This is a genomic window from Mycolicibacterium moriokaense (assembly GCF_010726085.1).
GTDB lineage: Bacteria > Actinomycetota > Actinomycetes > Mycobacteriales > Mycobacteriaceae > Mycobacterium > Mycobacterium moriokaense.
This window is the reverse complement of record NZ_AP022560.1, coordinates 1,633,815-1,653,951: the sequence shown is the minus strand read 5'-3', so window position 1 is coordinate 1,653,951 and position 20,137 is coordinate 1,633,815. Positions and strand designations below refer to the sequence as shown.

The following is a 20,137-nucleotide window of genomic DNA, read 5'->3' as shown; positions in this document are numbered from 1 at the left end:
CACTCCCCCTGATCAGCGGCGGTCGAGATCGATCAGGCCGAGGCGCGCGGCCTTGAGCAGGCGGCGCGGCACCTTGTGCTGCTGGCCCGCGACGGTCACGCCCACGAGCTCGGTGCGCTTGGCCTTCCACTGCGAACGCCGACTACGGGTGTTCGCACGCGACATCCTGCGCTTGGGCACAGCCATGATCGAGATTCTCCTCTTGAGAAGTACTGAAGTCGTCAGCCGCGCGAGGTGTCAGGCGTCGGCAAGTGCCCTTCAGGATAGCCCGTGACCTGTATCTGCTCCAAAATGCGCCGCGGGCGCCGGCCTGCAGCCCAGAATGCGCAGGACAACACGGGCGCCCGGTCCGGCGCTACGGTCGGCCCTACCGTCGAGATAGCACCCAGGGTCGTGGTCGGCGGCTTGAGTTCAACCCTGGCTGCGCTATCGGCGGCGATAGCGGCTAACCTACCGGTTGGTCGGCCCCGCACTCGATGACGAGGGGAGCGTGTCAGGTGACGCCTGCGGTTCGCATCGGCAACTGCTCGGGCTTCTACGGTGACCGGCTCGCGGCCATGCGAGAGATGCTCACCGGTGGCGACCTGGACTACCTCACCGGCGACTACCTCGCCGAGCTGACCATGCTGATCCTGGCGCGCGACCGCGCCAGATCCCCCGACCGTGGCTACGCCAAGACCTTCCTCGTCCAACTCGAGGAATGCCTGGGCACGGCGCTGGACCGCGGCGTCCGCATCGTCGCCAACGCCGGCGGCCTCAATCCCGCGGGGTTGGCGGCCGCGGTGCGGGGCCTGGCCGACCGGCTCGGCTTGAACGCGACGGTAGCCCACGTCGAGGGCGACGACCTGCTGCCTCGCGCCGAGGAGCTCGGGCTCGGCACGCCCCTGGCGGCCAACGCCTACCTCGGAGCGTGGGGCATCGTCGACTGCCTGAACGCGGGCGCCGACGTCGTCGTCACCGGTCGGGTCACCGACGCGTCGGTCGTCGTCGGTCCCGCGGCCGCACATCACGGGTGGGGCCGCACCGATTACGACCGGCTCGCGGGCGCGATCGCCGCGGGCCACGTCATCGAATGCGGTGCGCAAGCCACCGGCGGCAACTTTTCGTTCTTCACCGAGATACCGGACCTCACTCGTCCCGGCTTCCCGCTGGCCGAGATCGATTCCGACGGGTCGTCGGTGATCACCAAACACCCGGGCACCGGTGGTGCCGTCACCGTGGACACCGTCACCGCGCAGCTGCTCTACGAGATCACCGGCGGCCGATACGCCAATCCCGACGCGACGCTGCGGGTCGACACGATCGAGCTGACCGATGACGGGCCCGACCGCGTTCGGATCAGCGGGGTGAAGGGCGAACCGCCGCCGCCGACGATGAAGGTGTCGCTCAACGCCGTCGGCGGATTCCGCAACGAGATGACGCTGGTGCTCACCGGATTGGACATCGAAGCCAAGGCCGCGCTCGTGCGCAAACAACTCGAGGAGACGCTGACGGTCAAACCTGCCGAGATGGAGTGGACGCTGGCACGCACCGATCACGTCGATGCCGACACCGAGGAAGCGGCCAGCGCGCTGCTACGGTGCGTGGTGCGCGACCCCGACCCCGCGAATGTCGGACGCAAATTCTCCTCGGCGGCAGTCGAACTCGCACTGGCCAGCTATCCGGGCTTCACCGCCACCACGCCACCGGGCGACGGTCAGGTGTTCGGCGTGTTCGAGCCCGCCTATGTGCCCGCTTCCGCCGTGCACCACGTCGCGGTGCACGCCGACGGCAGCCGCAGCGAGATTCCGCCCGCCGCAGAGACTTTGGACCTGGCCGACGTTCCGACGCCCGCGCTGCCGGAGCCGATCGTCGCCGGCGAGACACGGCGCGTGCCCCTGGGAGTTGTTGCGGGCGCACGCAGCGGTGACAAAGGCGGCAACGCCAACGTCGGAGTGTGGGTACGCCGCGACGACCACTGGCGCTGGCTGGCGCACACCCTGACCGTCGACAAGCTTCGCGAGTTGCTGCCTGAGACAACCGATCTGAACGTGAAGCGGCATCTGCTGCCGAACCTGCGGGCGGTGAACTTCGTGATCGAGGGCATCCTCGGCCGAGGGGTGGCCTATCAGGCACGCTTCGACCCACAGGCCAAGGGGTTGGGTGAATGGCTGCGCAGCCGGTTGATCGAGATACCCGAGGAGCTGCTTCGTTGAGCATCTGGCACACCCCGGAACGGGAACAACTCCGAAAGACGGTGCGGGCGTTCGTAGAACGCGAGGTGTTGCCGCACATCGACGAGTGGGAGCGCGACGGCGAGCTGCCGCGCGAGCTGCACCGCAAGGCCGGTGACGCGGGCCTGCTCGGTGCGGCCTTTCCCGAGGCGGTGGGTGGCGGTGGCGGCGACGGGGCCGACGCGGTGGTCATCTGCGAAGAGATGCACTACGCCGGCTCCCCTGGCGGTGTGTACGCGTCGCTGTTCACCTGCGGGATATCCGTGCCGCACATGATCGCTTCCGGCGACCGGCGGCTGATCGACACGTACGTGCGCCCGACGCTGGCGGGCGATCTCATCGGCAGCCTGGCCATCACCGAGCCCGGCGGCGGTTCCGACGTCGGCCATCTCACTACCAAAGCGCAACGCGACGGGGATGAGTACGTCATCAACGGCGCCAAGACCTACATCACGTCGGGCGTGCGCGCCGACTACGTGGTGACTGCGGCGCGCACGGGCGGGCCCGGCGCTGGCGGCGTGTCCCTGATCGTCGTGGACAAGGGCACACCGGGTTTTGAGGTCAGTCGCAAGCTGGACAAGATGGGCTGGCGGTCGTCCGACACCGCCGAACTGTCCTACACCGACGTCCGCGTGCCCGTCGCCAACCTGATCGGGCCGGAAAACTCAGGGTTCCGGCAGATCGCCGCGGCGTTCGTGTCCGAACGGGTCGGCCTGGCGACACAGGCCTACGCCAGCGCGCAGCGCTGCCTCGATCTGACCCTCGAGTGGTGCCGCAACCGGGAAACGTTTGGCAGAGCGTTGATCTCGCGACAGTCGGTGCAGAACACGCTTTCGGAGATGGCGCGGCGCATCGACGTGGCCCGGGTGTACACCCGTCATGTCGTCGAACGGCAGCTGGCCGGTGAAGTCAACCTGATCGCTGAGGTGTGCTTTGCCAAGAACACCGCCGTCGAGGCGGGCGAGTGGGTGGCCAATCAGGCGGTGCAGTTGTTCGGCGGGCTGGGGTATATGGCCGAATCCGAAGTCGAAAGGCAGTATCGCGATATGCGCATCCTCGGCATCGGCGGCGGTACGACGGAGATCCTCACCAGCCTGGCCGCCAAAACCCTTGGGTTTCAGTCATGACCAAGCTGAAATCCACCATCGATTCGCGATCGGCGGCGTTCACCGAGGCCGCCGAGGTGATGACGGCCAAGCTGGCCGAACTCGACGCAGAACATGCCAAGGCGCTCGCGGGTGGCGGCGAGAAGTACGTGCGGCGTCATCACGAGCGCGGCAAGATGACGGCGCGCGAACGCATCGAGATGCTGCTCGATCCTGATTCGCCGTTCTTGGAGCTCAGCCCGCTGGCCGCCTGGGGCAGCGACTTCGCCGTCGGCGCCAGCGTGGTGACCGGCATCGGGGCCGTCGAGGGCGTGGAGTGCATGCTGGTGGCCCACGACCCGACGGTCAAGGGCGGCACCAGCAACCCGTGGACCTTGAAAAAGGTGTTGCGAGCCAACCAGATCGCGTTGGAGAACCGCTTGCCGGTCATCTCGCTGGTCGAGTCGGGCGGCGCAGATCTGCCGACGCAGAAGGAGATCTTCATCCCCGGCGGGCAGATGTTCCGCGACCTGACCCGGCTGTCGGCAGCGGGCATCCCGACCATTGCACTGGTTTTCGGTAACTCGACGGCAGGCGGCGCGTACATCCCCGGCATGTCCGATCACGTGGTGATGATCAAAGAACGATCCAAGGTGTTTCTGGCGGGGCCGCCGCTGGTGAGGATGGCCACCGGTGAGGAATCCGACGACGAGTCGCTGGGCGGCGCCGAGATGCACGCCCGCACATCGGGTCTGGCCGACTATTTCGCGATCGACGAACCCGACGCGATCCGCATCGGCCGCCGTATCGTGGCGCGGCTGAACTGGCGCAAGCAGGGCCCGGCGCCCGGTCCGGCGATAGAGCCGCTGTTCGACGCCGAGGAACTGCTCGGCATCGTGCCGTCGGATCTGCGGGTGCCGTTCGACCCGCGCGAGGTGATCGCCCGCATCGTCGACGGCTCCGAGTTCGACGAGTTCAAGGCGCTCTACGGGTCGTCGCTCGTGACCGGCTGGGCCACGCTGTACGGGTATCCGATCGGCATCCTGGCCAACCACCGCGGCGTGCTGTTCAGCGAGGAGTCGCAGAAAGCCGCACAGTTCATCCAGTTGGCCAACCGCGCCGACACGCCACTGTTGTTCCTGCACAACACGACCGGCTACATGGTCGGCAAGAAATACGAGGAAGGCGGGATGATCAAGCACGGCTCGATGATGATCAACGCCGTTTCCAATTCGACCGTGCCGCATATCTCCCTGCTGATCGGCGCCTCCTACGGCGCGGGCCACTACGGCATGTGCGGGCGGGCCTACGACCCGCGTTTCCTGTTCGCCTGGCCGAGCGCCAAGTCCGCGGTCATGGGCGGCACTCAGCTGGCCGGGGTGCTGTCGATCGTCAGCCGCGCCGCCGCCGAGGCTCGCGGCCAACAGGTCGACGAGGACGCCGACGCTGCACTGCGCGCCGCCGTCGAGGCGCAGATCGAGGCGGAGTCGCTGCCGATGTTTTTGTCCGGTCGGCTCTACGACGACGGTGTGATCGACCCACGCGACACCCGCACGGTGCTCGGAATGTGCCTGTCGGCGATCGCCAACGGCCCGATCAAGGGGACGTCGAACTTCGGCGTCTTCCGGATGTGACTGCGATTTGTGTGCGTTCAGGAGTGGTGAGCGCGCCGAAATGCACACAAATCGCCCTGGAGGAGGCGAGATGATCACTCGAGTGCTGGTGGCCAACCGCGGCGAAATCGCGCGCCGGGTGTTCGCCACCTGCCGGCGTCTGGGCATCGGCACGGTCGCGGTCTACACCGATCCCGACGCGGCATCCCCGCACGTCGCCGAGGCCGACGCCCGGGTGCGACTGGAGGGCACCCGCGGTTACCTCGACGCCGCACAGCTGATCGCCGCAGCACACGCGGCCGGTGCGGACGCGATCCATCCCGGATACGGATTCCTCTCGGAGAACCCCGATTTCGCCGCGGCAGTGGGCGACGCCGGACTGACGTGGATCGGGCCGCCGGTGGCCGCGGTCGCCGCGATGGGCTCGAAAATCGAGGCGAAGAAGTTGATGGCCGCCGCGGGTGTCCCGGTGCTCACCGAACTCGACCCCGAGACGGTGACCGCCGACCAGTTGCCGGTGCTGATCAAGGCGTCGGCGGGCGGCGGCGGCCGCGGTATGCGCGTGGTCGACGAATTATCCGCGCTGGCAGGCCAAGTGGCAGCCGCGCGCCGCGAAGCACAGTCGGCGTTCGGCGACCCGACGGTGTTCTGCGAGCGCTACCTGGCCACCGGCCACCACGTCGAGGTCCAGGTGCTGGCCGACCAGCACGGCACCGTGTGGGCCGTCGGTGAACGCGAATGCTCCATCCAACGGCGCCACCAGAAGATCATCGAAGAGGCGCCTTCGCCACTGGTCGAGCGCACGCCGGGGATGCGCGCCAAGCTGTTCGACGCCGCGCGACTGGCTGCGGAGGCGATTGGCTACACCGGCGCGGGGACCGTCGAGTTCATGGCCGACGATGACGGAGACTTCTATTTCCTCGAAATGAACACCCGCCTGCAGGTCGAGCACCCCGTCACCGAGGCCACCACCGGGCTGGACCTCGTCGCGTTACAGTTGCACGTCGCCGACGGCGGTCGCCTCGATGACGAGCCGCCGCCGTCGAGCGGATTCTCAATCGAAGCAAGGGTTTACGCCGAAGACCCGGCGATGGGCTGGCGGCCGCAAGCGGGCACCGTGCATCGCTTCGATGTACCCGCCGTCACCGAGTTCGATCCCGACGTGCGCGGCGTGCGCCTCGACACCGGCGTCGTCGACGGCTCACAGGTATCGATCTTCTACGACCCAATGCTGGCCAAGGTGATCTCGTGGGCCCCCACGCGACGCCAAGCCGCTGGCGTGCTGGCCGATGCGCTGGCCCGCGCCCGCATCCACGGCGTGCGGACCAACCGCGATCTGTTGGTCAACGTCCTAAGACACCAGGCCTTCCTCGACGGCGCCACCGACACGGCGTTCTTCGACACGCACGGCCTGGACCGGCTCGCGGCACCGCTGGGCGACGACCGCGCCGCCGAGCTGTCCGCTGTCGCGGCCGCACTGGCCGATGCCGCGCTGAACCGCGACAGTGCAACGGTATTCGCCGCCGCACCGAGTGGCTGGCGCAATCTCGCCTCGGGATATCAGAGCAAGTCCTATGGCGAGCACTCGGTCCGATACCGGTATACCCGCACCGGTCTGGAGCTTCCCGACCACGACGACATCGCGCTCGTCGCGGCGGCAGCCGACCGCGTCGTGTTGTCGATCGGCGGCGTGGAGCGTCCCTTCGACATCGCCCGCTACGGAAGCGATGTGTTCGTCGATTCGCCCTTGGGGCCAGTGCATCTGGTGGCGCAGCCCCGCTTCGGTGATCCCGATGCCGCCGTCGCGCAGGGCTCACTGCTGGCCCCGATGCCGGGTTCGGTGCTGCGCATCGGCGCCCAGATCAACGATCCCGTCAAAGCCGGACAGCCCCTGGTGTGGCTGGAGGCCATGAAGATGGAGCACACCATCGTCGCTCCCGCCGACGGGGTGTTGGTCGAACTCAATGTCGGGGTCGGCCAGCAGGTCGACGTCGGCACCGTACTTGCCCGAGTGGACAACCCCGGAGGAGAGCAATGAGCTTCGTCGAGACCGCAGAGCAGCAGGAGCTGCGCAAGGCCGTCGCCGCGATGGCCGCCAACTACGGCCAGGACTACTACCTGGAGAAGGCCCGCGCCGGCCAGCACACCGACGAGTTATGGAGTGAGGCAGGCAAACTCGGCTTCATCGGCGTGAACCTGCCCGAGGAGTACGGCGGCGGCGGCGCGGGCATGTACGAGCTGTCGCTGGTCATGGAGGAGATGGCCGCGGCCGGCTGCGCACTGCTGCTGATGGTGGTCTCCCCCGCCATCAACGGCACGATAATCTCCAAGTTCGGCACCGAGGAGCAGAAGAAGCGCTGGATTCCCGGCATCGCCGACGGGTCCATCACGATGGCGTTCGCGATCACCGAACCCGACGCCGGATCCAACAGCCACCGCATCACCACCACCGCACGCCGCGACGGCAGCGACTGGATCCTCAATGGCCAGAAGGTGTTCATCTCCGGTATCGACCAGTCGCAGGCCGTTCTCGTGGTGGGCCGCACTGAAGACCATAAGACCGGCAACCTCAAACCCGCGCTGTTCATCGTGCCCACCGACACCCCCGGGCTCAGCTGGACCAAGATCGAGATGGAGCTCATCAGCCCGGAAAGCCAGTTCCAGGTGTTCCTCGACGAGGTGCGCCTGCCCGCCGATGCGCTGGTGGGCTCCGAGGACGCCGCCATCGCGCAGCTGTTCGCGGGCCTGAACCCGGAGCGCATCATGGGTGCGGCCAGCGCGGTCGGGATGGGCCGATTCGCGATCAACAAGGCCGTCGACTACGTCAAGACCCGGCAGGTGTGGAAGACGCCGATCGGTGCGCACCAGGGATTGTCACATCCGTTGGCGCAGAACCACATCGAGATCGAGTTGGCGAAGCTGATGATGCAGAAGGCGGCCACCCTCTACGACCTCGGCGACGACGCGGGCGCGGCCGAAGCCGCGAACATGGCCAAGTACGCGGCGGGTGAGGCCTCGGTACGGGCCGTCGACCAGGCGGTCCAGAGCCTCGGCGGCAACGGGCTGACCAAGGAGTACGGCATCGCGGCGGCGGTGACCGCGTCGAAGCTGGCGCGCATCGCACCCGTCAGCCGCGAAATGGTGCTCAATTTCGTCGCGCAGACCTCACTGGGTCTGCCACGGTCGTACTGATGAGCACCCTGGTCCGTTACTCCGTCGAAGCCGGCGTCGCCCGGCTGACGCTGGATTCGCCGGGCAACCGCAATGCGCTGTCGGTCGAGTTGGTGAACCAGCTGCATGAAGGGTTGACCGCCGCCACCGAGGAGGCCGGGGTACGGGCGGTGGTGCTCGGCCACACTGGCGGAACCTTCTGCGCAGGAGCGGATCTCGCCGAAGCGGCGGGAAGAGATCCCAGCGACGTCGCCGTCGACCGGGCCCAAGAGATGACCCGGCTGCTGCGGCGCATCCTCGAGCTGCCGCTGCCGGTGATCGGGGCCATCGACGGGAACGTGCGCGCGGGCGGCCTCGGCATCGTCGGGGCCTGCGACATCGTGGTCGCCGGGCCGGCGAGCACGTTCGCGCTGACCGAGGCGCGCATCGGCGTTGCGCCGTCGATCATTTCGCTGACCCTGCTCCCGAAGATGACCGCGCGCGCCGCGGGCCGCTACTTCCTGACCGGCGAGAAGTTCGGCGCCGCGGAGGCGGCCGACATCGGCTTGGTCACCATCGCCGCCGACGACGTCGACGCGACGGTGAAGAGCCTGACCGCCGCGATCGGCAAGGCGTCGCCGCAGGGTCTCGCCGCCTCGAAGGCACTCACCACCGCGCCACTGCTCGCGGCCTTCGACCGAGACGCCGACACATTGACCCGGCAGTCGGCCGAGTTGTTCGTATCCGAGGAGGCCCGGGAAGGCATGCTGGCATTCCTGCAGAAGCGACCACCGAGCTGGGCGATCGCCGAGGAGTAGCGCCATGCGTGTCCTGGTCACCGGAGCAACCGGCACATTGGGCCGTCAGGTGGTGCCCGCCGCATCGGCCGCAGGACATCAGGTGTACCAGACCAAGCTCCGCGTCGAAGAGGTGCTGAGGGATAGCGGCGTCGGTCACACCGTGCTGCGCGCCACCCAGTTCCACGATCTGATCGAAACCAGCTTCTCGATTCAGCGGTACTCGCCGGTGCTGTGGGCGCTCCGCGACATCCGCTTCCAGCCGATCGACACCCGCGACGTCGCCACACGGCTCGTCGAACTGGTCGGCTCCGAACCCATGGGCCGGGTCCCCGACATCGGCGGCCCGACGGTCCACACGCACGCGGAGTTGGCGCGGATGTACCTCACAGCCCGCGGTCGCCGCCGGAAGGTGGTGGCGGTTCCCGTTCCCCGGCGTATCGGGGCCGGCTACCGCGCAGGTGCGAATCTGGTCCGGGAGAACCCCGTCGGCACCATCGGGTTTGCCGAGTACCTGGCGGTCGGGCAATAAAGTTTGCTCATCTAGCTGCTTCGCCGACAACGATGACATCGCACTTTGGGCAACGGCCTTGCATGTGCCAGCGTTCGTCGTAGGCTCGTCACTGATGAGCGTTTTGGCAAAGAACAGTTGGCCGGGATGAGCACTCCAGCGTCGCGTAACGGTTCGATGCGCGCTGCAGATACCGATCGGATCCAGATGGCGCAGTTGCTCAGTGATGCCGCGGCCCAGGGCCGATTGCCGCTGAGCGAGTACGAAGCGCGCCTGACGAAGGCATATGCCGCTCAGACGTATGACGAGCTCGACCGGCTCTCCGCCGACCTGCCCGGCGCGTTCACCCGCGGCCCCAGCGGCGGCCCCGTCCGGCCGGCGCCGTCGACTCTGCTGCTGGCGATCATGAGCGGCTTCGAGCGCCGCGGCCGCTGGAACGTCCCCAAACGGATGACCACCTTTGCCCTGTTCGGCGGCGGCGTCGTCGATTTGCGCTATGCGGACTTCACGTCGCCGGAAGTCGACATCCACTCGTACTCGATTTTCGGAGGTCAGACGATCCTGGTACCGCCCGAGGTGAACGTGGACCTGCGCGGCATCGGGGTGATGGGCACCTTCGACCACAGCGTCAGCGGCGAAGGCACACCCGGCGCGCCGTGTGTGCGTATCCGCGGCTTCTCACTGTGGGGAAGCGTCGCCGTCAAGCGCAAGGCGCGCAAGGCCAGCAGCTAGGCCCCGATTCAGGCGCCGAAAACGAAGCTGCCCGTCGGGCTCAGCACGAAACCGGTCCGGTCGATGCTGTTCGTACACATCGTCGCGACTCCGTCCGTGCCGCAGCTCACCGTGCGAAACGACAGCCGCGTGTTCGGCGGCAGCGGCTTGGCCCCCTCGCTCACGCCGTACAGCGGGCGCGCGGAGTTCGCGAAACCCGGCCCGCCGACGGGACCCGCGCTCACCAGGTTCGCTCCCCCCGGCGCCGCGGGTATCGGCCCGCTGCAGCCGTAACCACCCGTTTGGCGGTCCAGCACACACGTCAGGCCGCTGGGGGCGCTGAAGGCGTACCACGCGCCGTCATTCACCGAATACTCCGACGGCTTCACCGGTGCGAAGGCATCGACGTTCGGCGGGCCGGGCGCCGCCTCGGGATCGGCCAGGGCGGTCGCCGGGACACCGATCATCACGACGAATCCAGCCACCCCGAGGCCCGTCAGCAGTCTGCTCAGCACGCCGAAACCATACAGGGCGGAAACGGGGTCCGCAGGGGTAGCCCAGACACCCCAAAAGCGCAGCTAGAAGGCCTAGCGGCGTCGACGCGAACGTAAATAATCGCCGACAACCGCGGCGCCCAAACCGTCGAGATCGGGCACCACGACGCGCCCCTCGACGCGGCGCGCAACCTGGTCGATGAACTTGGCGAGCCCGGCGTCGTTGCCCAGCCGGAAGATCGTCACCTGCGCACCCAGCCCCGCCATGTCGTCGAAACCCTTCACCGTATGGGCGATGGTCCGCGGATGCGGCGGGTAGTCGAAGAACACCGACGTTCCTTCTTCGCCGTATGACTCGAGGTGCGCGGTCGGTTCACCGTCGGTCACCACGAGCACCACCGGTTGCGCGTTGGGATGGCGGCGCAGGTGCCTGCCCGCCAGGGCCAGCGCATGGTGCAGATTGGTGCCCTGCTCGTAGACGCCCTCCAGCCCCGTCAGTTCGGCGGTCGTCACGGTGCGGGCATAGCGACCGAAAGCGATGATCTGCAACGCATCCGAGCGGAACCGGGTGCTGATGAGATGGCTCAAGGCCAGCGCCGTGCGCTTCATCGGCAGCCAGCGGTTCTCCATCACCATCGAGAACGAGGTGTCGACCAGCAGCGCCACAGCGGCCTGGGTACGGGTCTCCGTCTCGGAGATCTCGACGTCGTCGACGGTGATCTTCAACGGCATGTCGACACTGCCGGTACCGGCCTGACGCAGCACCGAGTTTGTCAGGGTCCTGGTGACGTTCCACGGTTCGGTGTCGCCGAACGCCCATGCCCGCGTCGCGCCGGTCAGTTCACCGGCAGCACCTGCGCGACGGGTGTCGCGTTCACCGTGTCGTCCTGAAAGCTGTTGCGCCACATCCCGAAGCGCGGCCTGACCGAGCTGGCGCATAGCCTTCGGCGACAGCCGCCACTGACCGTCCGACCCGCGGTCGAGGAAGCCCTGATTCACCAGTGCCCGCTCGAGTTCGGCCAGCGTCGCCGCATCGACCGCGGCCTCATCGCCGAGTTGGCGGGCCAGCATCTCAAGATCGACGTCCTCCATCGTGGCGCCGGCATAGCTCTGCGACAGTGCCTCGGTGAGTTCCTCCAGTTCGGCGATGTCGGCCATCGCCTGGGTGCCCTCGCCCATGCCCATCGGGTTGTCGCCGGAGAACCGCGACGAGCCCTCCCAGTCCTCCCCCGGCCGCGCCGCCTGCAGATGGCTGTCGAGTCGGTTGAGCGCATTCATCAGGGACGGCGAGCCGAATGCCTGCTGCGCCAACGCATCCAGCTCGGCACGCTGATCGGCCGACAGGCTGTTGCGGAAGCGCTGCGCGGCGGCCGCCCGCTTCGCCAGTGAGTCCAGCAGCTCCTCGACGTCGCGCGGGTTCTCCGGGAAGAACTCGCCGTGCTTGTCCATGAAGTTCTTGAAGTCCTCGGGCGTATCGGTGCCCTGGGCGTGTTTGTCCAGCAGGTCATTGAGGTCGTCGAGCATGTCGTTGACGCGCTGGCGATCCTCGTCGGTCGCGTTCTCCAGGGCCTGCTTCATACCGGCAAATCGCTGGTCGAGCATCTCGCGACCGAGGAGATCCTTGATCTGCTCGTACTTTTGGCGCGCCTCGGCACTGCGCCAGTCGTAGTCGGAGAGCTCCTGCACCGCCTTCGCGGGCGACGGCGGCAACGACTCGATACGCATCTCGTTGAACCGCGCATCGTCGTCGAGCGCCCGCGCCAACTCCTTGCGCTCCGCCAGCACCGCCTCGTCGAGCAGCTTCTTGATCTCCTGCAGGGTGCCGTCAAGATTGTTGCGCTGCAACAATTCCCGGCGGCGACGGTTGGCCTCGGCGGCGAGCTTGTCCGCGCCACGCATGTTCTGCGTGCCCCGCCGCAACAATTCCGACAGCGCGCGCCTGGGCGAGCTGCCCTCCATGACGTCCTGCCCGATCTGCTCGAGTGCCTCGCGTAGATCGATCGGCGGGGCCAAGGGGTCGGGCCCGCCGGTGTATCGCGAATACCGCGAAGTGCGTTTAGCCATAAACGGTTTCGCCCTCTGAGGACACCTTGTCGATGCGTTTGGCCAAATACAGCGCCTCGAGCGCCAGTTCGACGGCGGCCGCACGCTGGCCGTCGCTCGTCGCCTCGAGCCGTTTCTGGATCTCCGCGATCGCAGGCACCTCCGGCACGGCGGCCAGCACCTCGCGGGAGGACACCCGCTCGCCGGTGGTGACCGCGGAACCGTTCTCGATTGCGACGACCAGCGGACCGACGTCGATTCCGCCTAGCAGTCGCTGCGCGGTGTCGGCCGTGGCGCGGCGCAGGAGGTGTTCGAGCACGGCCTGCTCGCGGCCCTCCTCGCCGGATTCGAACTCCAGCTTGCCGCGCAGCACGTCGATCACGGTCGACAGGTCGACCACCCGCGCCACCGGATCCTCCTCGCCGAGCAAGGCGGCGCGGTGCCGGGCCGAGGCCGCGACGGTCTCGGCCGCGGCGATCGCGAAGCGCGCCGACACACCGGACCGCTGGTCGATCGAGCGCGACTCGCGCAGGTAGCGGGCGAACCGGGCGAGCACATGCAGCAGGTACCCGGGGACCTCGGCGGCCAGGTGCGCCTCCTGACGGATGACGCCGACCTCGGCCTCGAGTTCGTACGGGTAGTGCGTGCGGATCTCGGCGCCGAAGCGGTCCTTCAGCGGTGTGATGATGCGCCCGCGGTTGGTGTAGTCCTCGGGGTTGGCGCTCGCGACGACGATCACGTCCAGCGGCAGCCGCAGCGTGTAGCCGCGCACCTGGATGTCGCGCTCCTCCATCACGTTCAGCATCGACACCTGGATGCGCTCAGCGAGGTCGGGCAGCTCGTTGATCGCGACGATGCCGCGGTGCGCGCGCGGGATCAGGCCGTAGGCGATGGTCTCGGGGTCACCGAGGCTGCGGCCCTCGGCCACCTTGATGGGGTCGATGTCGCCGACGAGGTCGGCCACGCTGGTGTCGGGGGTCGCGAGCTTCTCGGTGTAGCGCTCGCTGCGGTGCCGCCACTCAACGGGCAGATCGTCGCCGGAGTCCGCAGCCCGCCGGATCGATTCGGGCGTGATCGGCGAGTACGGGTGCTCGTTCAGTTCCGCGCCCGCGATGACGGGGGTCCACTCGTCGAGCAGATTGGTCAGCGCCCGCAGCAGCCGCGTCTTGCCTTGTCCGCGTTCGCCGAGGAGCACCACGTCGTGCCCGGCGATCAGGGCCCGTTCCAGCTGCGGGATCACGGTGTCCTCGAAGCCCAGGATGCCCGGCCATGCGTCGCGACCTTCGGCCAGAGCGGCCAGCAGGTTCTCTCGGATCTCGGCTTTGACGCCCCGTTCGACGTGACCGGAGGCTCGCAGCTCTCCGACGGTGCGGGGCAGGTCGTTAGGTGATGTCACCACTCCACGCTACGACGTGTCTCGCGCACGCGCGTGTGACCCGGGCGACACAGCCGGTCAAGCCCTGCATAAAAGCCGCGGCAACGGGCACTCAAAGTCGGTAGTCGAGACTCGCAGTAATCCACTAGGGAGCATCCACATGCCCAATCCGTCCATCAAGAACGAAAAGCTGTACGAGGACCTCCGCGAGGAGGGCAACTCGAAGCAGAAGTCCGCCAGGATCGCCAACGCCGCCGCAGCTCGCGGCACCTCGGCCGTGGGCCGCAAGGGCGGGAAGTCCGGTTCCTACGACGACTGGACGGTCCCGGAGCTGAAGAAACGGGCCAAGGAGATCGGCATCTCCGGTTACTCGTCGCTGACCAAGTCGAAGCTGATCGACAAGATCCGCAACTCCTAGTGCGCGAAGTGGCGGGCGCCGGTGAGGTACAGCGTGATGCCCGCCTTTGCGGCCGCCGCGGTGACTTCTTCGTCACGCACCGATCCGCCGGGGTGCACGATCGCCTTCACGCCGGCCTCCGTCAGCACCTCCAGGCCGTCGGGGAACGGGAAGAAGGCGTCGGACGCGGCGACGGCCCCACGGACGCGATCGCCCGCGCGCTGCACGGCGAGTTTGGCGGCGTCCACCCGATTGACCTGTCCCATGCCGACCCCGACGGTCGCACCGTCGGCGGCGACGACGATCGCGTTGGACTTGACCGCGCGACACGTCCGCCACGCGAATTTCAGGTCTTCCAGCGTCGCCGGGTCCGCCGGTGAGCCGGCGGCCAGTGTCCAGTTGTTGGCGTCGTCGCCGGGTGCGGTGAACTCGTCGCGCTGCTGGATCAGCAGCCCGCCGCTGATCTGACGGAACTCGGTGCCGCCGGTCTGCGGCTCGGACGCCAACAACACGCGGATGTTCTTCTTGCGCGCAAGCACTTCCACCGCACCTGGCTCATACGCGGGCGCGATGATCACCTCCGTGAAGATGTCGGCGACCGTCTCGGCCATCTCGACGGTCACCTCGGTGTTGGCCGCGATCACCCCGCCGAACGCGGACAGCGGATCGCATGCGTGGGCCTTGCGGTGGGCATCGGCCACCGACACCGACGAGATCGCGATGCCGCACGGATTGGCGTGCTTGATGATCGCCACGCAGATCTCTTCGTGGTCGAACGCCGCACGCCATGCGGCGTCGGCATCGGTGTAGTTGTTGTAGGACATCTCTTTTCCGTGCAACTGCTGAGCCTGCGCGAGACCCGGCCAATCCACGTCGTTGCGATACAACGCGGCCTGCTGGTGCGGGTTCTCGCCGTACCGCAGCACGGCTTCCCGACGCCACGTCGCGCCCGCCCACACGGGCAACGACGGCGTCGCCGAGTCCCCTTCGGAAGTGAGCACCGACGACATCCACCCCGCCACTGCGACGTCGTATTCGGCGGTGTGCCGGAATGCCAAGGCCGCCAGCTTCTTCCGTTCTTCGAGTGTGAACCCGCCGGCCCGCACCGCGGAGAGCACACCGTCGTAACCCAACGGGTCGACGACCACCGCGACGCTGGGATGGTTCTTGGCGGCGGCGCGCACCATCGACGGCCCGCCGATGTCGATCTGCTCGACGCATTCGTCCTCACCGGCGCCGGAGTCGACGGTCTGGCTGAACGGGTAGAGGTTGACGACCACCAATTCGAATGGCGCGACGCCGAGTTCGGCGAGCGCCGCCACGTGCGCGGGCTTGCGCTGATCGGCGAGCAACCCGGCATGCACATGCGGGTGCAGCGTCTTGACCCTGCCGTCGAGCACCTCGGGGAACCCGGTGACCTGTTCGACCGAGGTGACCGGAACACCAGCGTCGGCAATGGTTTTCGCGGTCGAACCGGTCGAGACGAGTTCGACGCCCGCCTCGTGCAGACCGCGCGCGAGGTCAGCGAGACCGGTCTTGTCGTACACGCTGATCAATGCGCGCCGAATAGCCCTACGGTCAGTCATCCTAATTTCGCCTTTCGTCCGGTCCAGGTCACACCGCGGGTCGCCACCGCGGCCAGCACATCCACGAGCAGTCGCCGTTCGACGACCTTGATCCGCTCGTGCAGGGCGGCTTCGTCGTCATCGTCGAGTACGGGCACGGCTTCCTGGGCCAACAACGGCCCGGTATCGGTTCCGGCATCGACGAGGTGCACGCTGCAGCCCGTCACCTTGACGCCGTACTCGAGCGCATCGGGAACCGCGTGCGCACCCGGGAAGGCAGGCAGCAGCGCGGGATGGGTGTTGATGATCCTGCCCATGAAGCGGGAAAGAAAATGGGGGCCAAGAATTTTCATGAAACCGGCGGACACGATGAGGTCGGGCTCGTGGGCTTCGGTGGCCTTGGTGATCGCGACGTCCCACGCATCGCGGTCGACATGGTCGCGCAGCCGCACGGCGTAGCTCGGCACGGATGCCGACGCGGCGATGTCGACGGCCGGACAGTTGCGGTCGACGCCGACCGCAACGATCCTGGCCGGGTAGTCGCCGTTGGTGGCGTCGAGAAGTGAGCGCAACAGCGAACCGGTGCCGGATGCCAGCACCACAACCCGGGCAGGCACCTTCGGGGGCACATGAACCGGTTGCTGCACGCCTGGCAGCCTAGTCATCGCTGTTGGGGGCGCGACCTGTGGTCGGGTCCGGAGCATCGTCGTTGTCCGCGACGAAGTGCTCCTCCGGGTCATCGAATGGGCCTTCGAATGGGTCGAGCGGCTCAACAGGAGCAGGCGGGGGGTCGGGTTCTGCTTGGTGGGCCTCGTCGAACTCCGGCTCGACATCGGGCTCCTCGGCCGGCGGCTCGTCCGCTTCCGGCTCCACGTCAGGCTCGTCCTCAGCCGCCGGTTCTGCCTCGGCATCCCGCTCCGCCTCTGATTCGGGCTCTGGCCCGCGTTCCAGAACCGGCTTCGGCGGCTTGACCCGTCGGGCGATACCGCCCGTCATCGCCACGGTCAGCCCACCGATCCCGGCGAACCACAGGAACACGGCCGGCCCGAACGTCGCCTGGTCGACGCCGACAGGACCGAAGTTGCCCAGCCGACCGCCACCGGCATAGCCGAGCAACGCCATGACCAGCGCCGCGAGCGCGGCGGCCACGAGGAGCTTCGCCACGGCCGGCACCAACGGCAACGGTTTCCGCGCCGACTGCTGACCCAACGCCACCCCGGCGGCCGCCGCGACAATCAGCAGCGCCACCCATACCGGGCCCAGCGGTGGCGTCGGGACAGCGGCCAGCACCGGCAGCGCGGGGATGTCGCCACCGAACACGGTGAACGCACTGAACGTCGCCAACCCGATGTGCGCACTGGACCCGACGGCGACCGCGGCGGCGCCGACGAGCACGTTCGGTATGTACAGCGCGGCCAGCAACGTCAGGCTGAACTGCCCGAACACTGAGTTGGTGACCCCGTAGAGGTCGTCCATCGTCGCCCAGTGCACGATCAACGACCCCACCACCACGACGCCGGAGAGCCCGAGGAGCGCCAGCACTCCGGCGGTGGCCGCACGGAACGCGTCGGGCAGCCAGTCGGGCAGCGGTGAGTCCGCCAGCACCCGTCGACCGATCCGGGATCCGACCCCGATCAGTGCGCCCGCCGCGTGCACCGCGAGCACGCAGGCGAATGCGCGCAGGGCGTCGGGAGTCTGCAGCTTCGTGAGCACGGACGACGCGTCGTGTATGACGGCCAGCGAGACCGCGGCGATCAAGAGTGGACCACCCAGGGCGGATGCGACGACCCACCGGGTGACGAACCAGGAGCCCTGCGGCGACGTGGCCCCCGCTGTGGAGCGTGCGGTACCCCACACCATCGCGAGCATGGGCAGCAGCGGCATGACGCCGAGCTCACTGCCGCCGATCGAGATCGGCACCATGTGTACGCCCAGCCACATGCTCGCGATCGCACCCAGCGCGCCAGTCATGTCGCTGTTGGCGATCAGCAGCTGCAGCAACACCACCGCCGCGATGATGCCCAGTGCCACGACGGACGGCCCGAACGCGACCCGAAGCAGCTCACGCGCCTGGCGTGTGCCGACTGGCCGGTTTTCCACTAAGGCCGCTCCTCGCGCAGGCTCACGCGCGCGAAGTTGACGCACGCGCGGCTCAGATTACGACGGCGGGGGGCCCGACTGCGTGGAAGACGCCCCCGATTGCGACGACGTCTGCGTCTCGGTGGTCGGCGCCGAGCTCGACGGCGGCTGTCCGTAGGCCGGGAAACCGGTCGGGGGCGTCGGCGGTCCACTTTGATGACTGCCGCCGTATCCGCCGGTTGACGGGCCGCTGCTCTGGTATCCGCCGTACTGCGAAGGATAGCCCTGACGCTGAGGCGGGCCCTGCTGCGGCGGCGGGGTGTGCTGAGGGTGCCCGTAGTACTGACCGCTCGGGGCGCCGCCGTACTGGCCGTACTGCTGCTGCTCGTAGCGAGGTTGCCGCGGCGCCGGCGGACTGATGATGCCCGCGTCGAACAGCAGGATCGCCACCGCGGCGATCGCCTGGAACACGGTGAACGCGATGATCAGGTAGAGACCCCAGTCGATCGACACCCCTTGCGGAGCCGTCAGCACAATCGCGATCACGAGCAGGAACGCCAGCACCGAGAGCACCGCGAGCACCGCGGGCAGCGCCTTCTGCTTGGGCAGCAGCGAGACACCCGCGATCAGGCCGGCGGCGATCGATGCGACCACCGCGAGGTCGAGCAGTGTCGGGGTGAAGTAATCAGCACCCGCCGTGAACAGGGGGCCGAAGCTGGACAGGTACACGCCGAATCCGAGCACCGCGACCGCGACCGCGAGATACATCGGCAGCGGACTGGCGCCCGCAGGTGCGGCGGGAGCGGGTTCGGGCCCCCTGCCGAATTGTTGGGTCGGCGCGGCGAACTGAGTCGTCGGCTGCTGCGCGGGCGGGTATCCGGGGTTCCCGGGCGGACCTTGTGGGTACGACATGACCTCTCCTGTGCTCGACGGCTTCGAAACCCACGCTAGCGCACCGAGCGTTAGAGAGATGCCAGCAAGGGTTCTGCTGGCGCACCTCCTGCGTCCTTCTCCGATTCCTCGATTTCGCGAACCAGCGGCAGCACATTCGAGCCGAAGTACTCGATCTCCTCCTGGAAGTGCAGGAAGCCTCCGAGAATGAGGTCGACTCCGCGTTTGCGATACGCCGCAATGCGTTCCGCGATCTGTTCGGGTGTGCCGATCAATTGGGTGCGGAACCCGTCGTTGTACTGGACCAAGTCCTCGAACGTCGAGTCGGCCCACATTCCGCGCTTGTCCGAAGTCGAGTTGCCTGCCTGCTGCACAGCGTCGCGGAACCCCTCGACTGCCGGACGGTTGGCCTTCTCGATGATCTCGCGGAGGACGTCGCGGGCTTCCTGCTCGGTGTCGCGCGCAATGATGAATCCGTTGAGGCCGAAACGGACCTCGCGTCCCGCATCACGGGCGTGATCGCGCACCTCCACGATTTGTTCTGTCACGCCGTCGAAGTCCTTGCCGTTGGAGAAGTACCAGTCGGCGTAGCGGCCGCCGTTACGCCGCGCGGCCGTGGAATTGCCGCCCTGGAAAATTTCGGGATTCGGGCGCTCAGGGGTGTTGACGGGTTTGGGCTTCAGCGTGAAGTCATGGATGCGATAGAAGTCGCCGCGGAAATCGACGTCGTCCTCGGTCCAGATCTTGCGCAGCACCTGCAGAAACTCCGCGCTGCGGCGGTAACGCTCGTCGTGTTCGAGCCACGGCTCGCCCAGATGCGTGAATTCGTCCTTGAACCAGCCGGATACGACGTTCACGGCGAAGCGGCCGTTGGACAGGTGGTCGGCGGTCGCGCCGAGCTTCGCCAGCACGGCCGGCTGCCACAGGCCCGGATGCACCGCCGCGATCACCTTGAGTCGCTGCGTGGCCAGCAGCAGCGCCAACGAGAAGCTGGTCGACTCGTGCTGATACTCCGCGCCGTAACTCGCCTCATATCGCACCTGGGACAACGCGTACTCGAAGCCGTTCTTCTCGGCCGTCTGCGCGAGTTTGGCGTTGTATTCGTAATTCCAGTCGGTGCGCTGTTCGATATCGCTGGTCACCAGGCCCCCACTGACGTTGGGCACCCAGTAGGCGAACTTGATGTGGTCGGCGATGCGTTCGGTCGTCATGG

General features: G+C 67.6%; 18 protein-coding genes. 9 read left to right on the top strand and 9 right to left on the bottom strand.

Annotation, left to right across the window (positions count from 1 at the left end):
* Nucleotides 1-12 precede the first annotated feature (12 nt).
* On the bottom strand, nt 13-186 hold the full coding sequence (gene rpmF, locus G6N43_RS08095; RefSeq protein WP_066978450.1) for a 50S ribosomal protein L32: 174 nt from the start codon (nt 184-186) through the stop codon (nt 13-15).
* A 311-nt stretch (nt 187-497) separates the two neighbouring features.
* Here rpmF and G6N43_RS08090 point away from each other — a divergent pair, with 311 nt between their 5' ends.
* The 8 genes from G6N43_RS08090 (at nt 498) to G6N43_RS08055 (ending at nt 10,101) form a co-directional block, all read left to right on the top strand.
* Nucleotides 498-2,195 (top strand): acyclic terpene utilization AtuA family protein, encoded by a 1,698-nt coding sequence (locus tag G6N43_RS08090; RefSeq protein WP_110810255.1) that lies wholly within the window; start codon nt 498-500, stop codon nt 2,193-2,195.
* On the top strand, nt 2,192-3,340 hold the full coding sequence (locus G6N43_RS08085; RefSeq protein ID WP_083149012.1) for an acyl-CoA dehydrogenase family protein: 1,149 nt from the start codon (nt 2,192-2,194) through the stop codon (nt 3,338-3,340). The genes G6N43_RS08090 and G6N43_RS08085 overlap by 4 nt, the downstream gene beginning before the upstream one ends.
* On the top strand, nt 3,337-4,932 hold the full coding sequence (locus G6N43_RS08080) for an acyl-CoA carboxylase subunit beta (RefSeq protein WP_083149013.1): 1,596 nt from the start codon (nt 3,337-3,339) through the stop codon (nt 4,930-4,932). The genes G6N43_RS08085 and G6N43_RS08080 overlap by 4 nt, the downstream gene beginning before the upstream one ends.
* Nucleotides 4,933-5,002: 70 nt before the next feature.
* Complete coding sequence (locus G6N43_RS08075) at nt 5,003-6,949, top strand: acetyl/propionyl/methylcrotonyl-CoA carboxylase subunit alpha (protein ID WP_083149014.1); 1,947 nt, start codon at nt 5,003-5,005, stop codon at nt 6,947-6,949.
* Nucleotides 6,946-8,103, top strand: coding sequence for an acyl-CoA dehydrogenase family protein (locus G6N43_RS08070; protein WP_083149015.1), 1,158 nt, complete (start codon nt 6,946-6,948; stop codon nt 8,101-8,103). Before G6N43_RS08075 ends, G6N43_RS08070 begins: the two co-directional genes overlap by 4 nt.
* Complete coding sequence (locus G6N43_RS08065) at nt 8,103-8,879, top strand: enoyl-CoA hydratase family protein (protein ID WP_083149016.1); 777 nt, start codon at nt 8,103-8,105, stop codon at nt 8,877-8,879. The genes G6N43_RS08070 and G6N43_RS08065 overlap by 1 nt, the downstream gene beginning before the upstream one ends.
* A 4-nt stretch (nt 8,880-8,883) precedes the next feature.
* Complete coding sequence (locus G6N43_RS08060; RefSeq protein ID WP_083149017.1) at nt 8,884-9,390, top strand: SDR family oxidoreductase; 507 nt, start codon at nt 8,884-8,886, stop codon at nt 9,388-9,390.
* Nucleotides 9,391-9,516: 126 nt separating this feature from the next.
* Nucleotides 9,517-10,101, top strand: a complete 585-nt coding sequence (locus G6N43_RS08055) for a DUF1707 SHOCT-like domain-containing protein (protein WP_083149018.1) — start codon at nt 9,517-9,519, stop codon at nt 10,099-10,101.
* Nucleotides 10,102-10,109: 8 nt separating this feature from the next.
* Here the strand turns inward: G6N43_RS08055 and G6N43_RS08050 are convergent, their stop codons facing one another.
* From G6N43_RS08050 to G6N43_RS08040, 3 genes are all read right to left on the bottom strand, one after another.
* Nucleotides 10,110-10,595, bottom strand: coding sequence for a hypothetical protein (locus G6N43_RS08050; protein WP_083149019.1), 486 nt, complete (start codon nt 10,593-10,595; stop codon nt 10,110-10,112).
* Between the two features lie 72 nt (nt 10,596-10,667).
* Entirely contained in the window at nt 10,668-12,638 is a 1,971-nt protein-coding gene (locus G6N43_RS08045) for a vWA domain-containing protein (protein WP_083149020.1), read from the bottom strand.
* Nucleotides 12,631-14,013 carry a sigma 54-interacting transcriptional regulator gene (locus G6N43_RS08040; RefSeq protein WP_083149204.1) on the bottom strand — a complete coding sequence of 461 codons (1,383 nt, stop codon included), beginning with the start codon at nt 14,011-14,013 and terminating at the stop codon, nt 12,631-12,633. The genes G6N43_RS08045 and G6N43_RS08040 overlap by 8 nt, the downstream gene beginning before the upstream one ends.
* 139 nt (nt 14,014-14,152) lie before the next feature.
* On the opposite strand from G6N43_RS08040, the gene G6N43_RS08035 reads away from it, so the two are divergent.
* Nucleotides 14,153-14,410 carry a DUF7218 family protein gene (locus G6N43_RS08035; protein WP_083149021.1) on the top strand — a complete coding sequence of 86 codons (258 nt, stop codon included), beginning with the start codon at nt 14,153-14,155 and terminating at the stop codon, nt 14,408-14,410.
* Here the strand turns inward: G6N43_RS08035 and purH are convergent.
* Genes purH through sfnG form a run of 5 tightly spaced genes read right to left on the bottom strand, consistent with a single transcriptional unit; the run spans nt 14,407 to nt 20,135 of the window.
* On the bottom strand, nt 14,407-15,975 hold the full coding sequence (gene purH, locus G6N43_RS08030; RefSeq protein WP_083149022.1) for a bifunctional phosphoribosylaminoimidazolecarboxamide formyltransferase/IMP cyclohydrolase: 1,569 nt from the start codon (nt 15,973-15,975) through the stop codon (nt 14,407-14,409). The two genes, G6N43_RS08035 and purH, sit on opposite strands and share 4 nt — an antisense overlap.
* Complete coding sequence (gene purN / locus G6N43_RS08025) at nt 15,972-16,601, bottom strand: phosphoribosylglycinamide formyltransferase (protein WP_083149023.1); 630 nt, start codon at nt 16,599-16,601, stop codon at nt 15,972-15,974. Before purN ends, purH begins: the two co-directional genes overlap by 4 nt.
* A gap of 10 nt (nt 16,602-16,611) precedes the next feature.
* Entirely contained in the window at nt 16,612-18,054 is a 1,443-nt protein-coding gene (locus tag G6N43_RS08020; RefSeq protein ID WP_083149024.1) for a cell division protein PerM, read from the bottom strand.
* Between the two features lie 57 nt (nt 18,055-18,111).
* Nucleotides 18,112-18,945: a DUF5336 domain-containing protein gene (locus G6N43_RS08015; protein WP_083149025.1), complete on the bottom strand. Its 834-nt coding sequence runs from the start codon at nt 18,943-18,945 to the stop codon at nt 18,112-18,114.
* 50 nt (nt 18,946-18,995) lie between these two features.
* Entirely contained in the window at nt 18,996-20,135 is a 1,140-nt protein-coding gene (gene sfnG, locus G6N43_RS08010; RefSeq protein ID WP_083149205.1) for a dimethylsulfone monooxygenase SfnG, read from the bottom strand.
* Nucleotides 20,136-20,137: the final 2 nt, after the last annotated feature.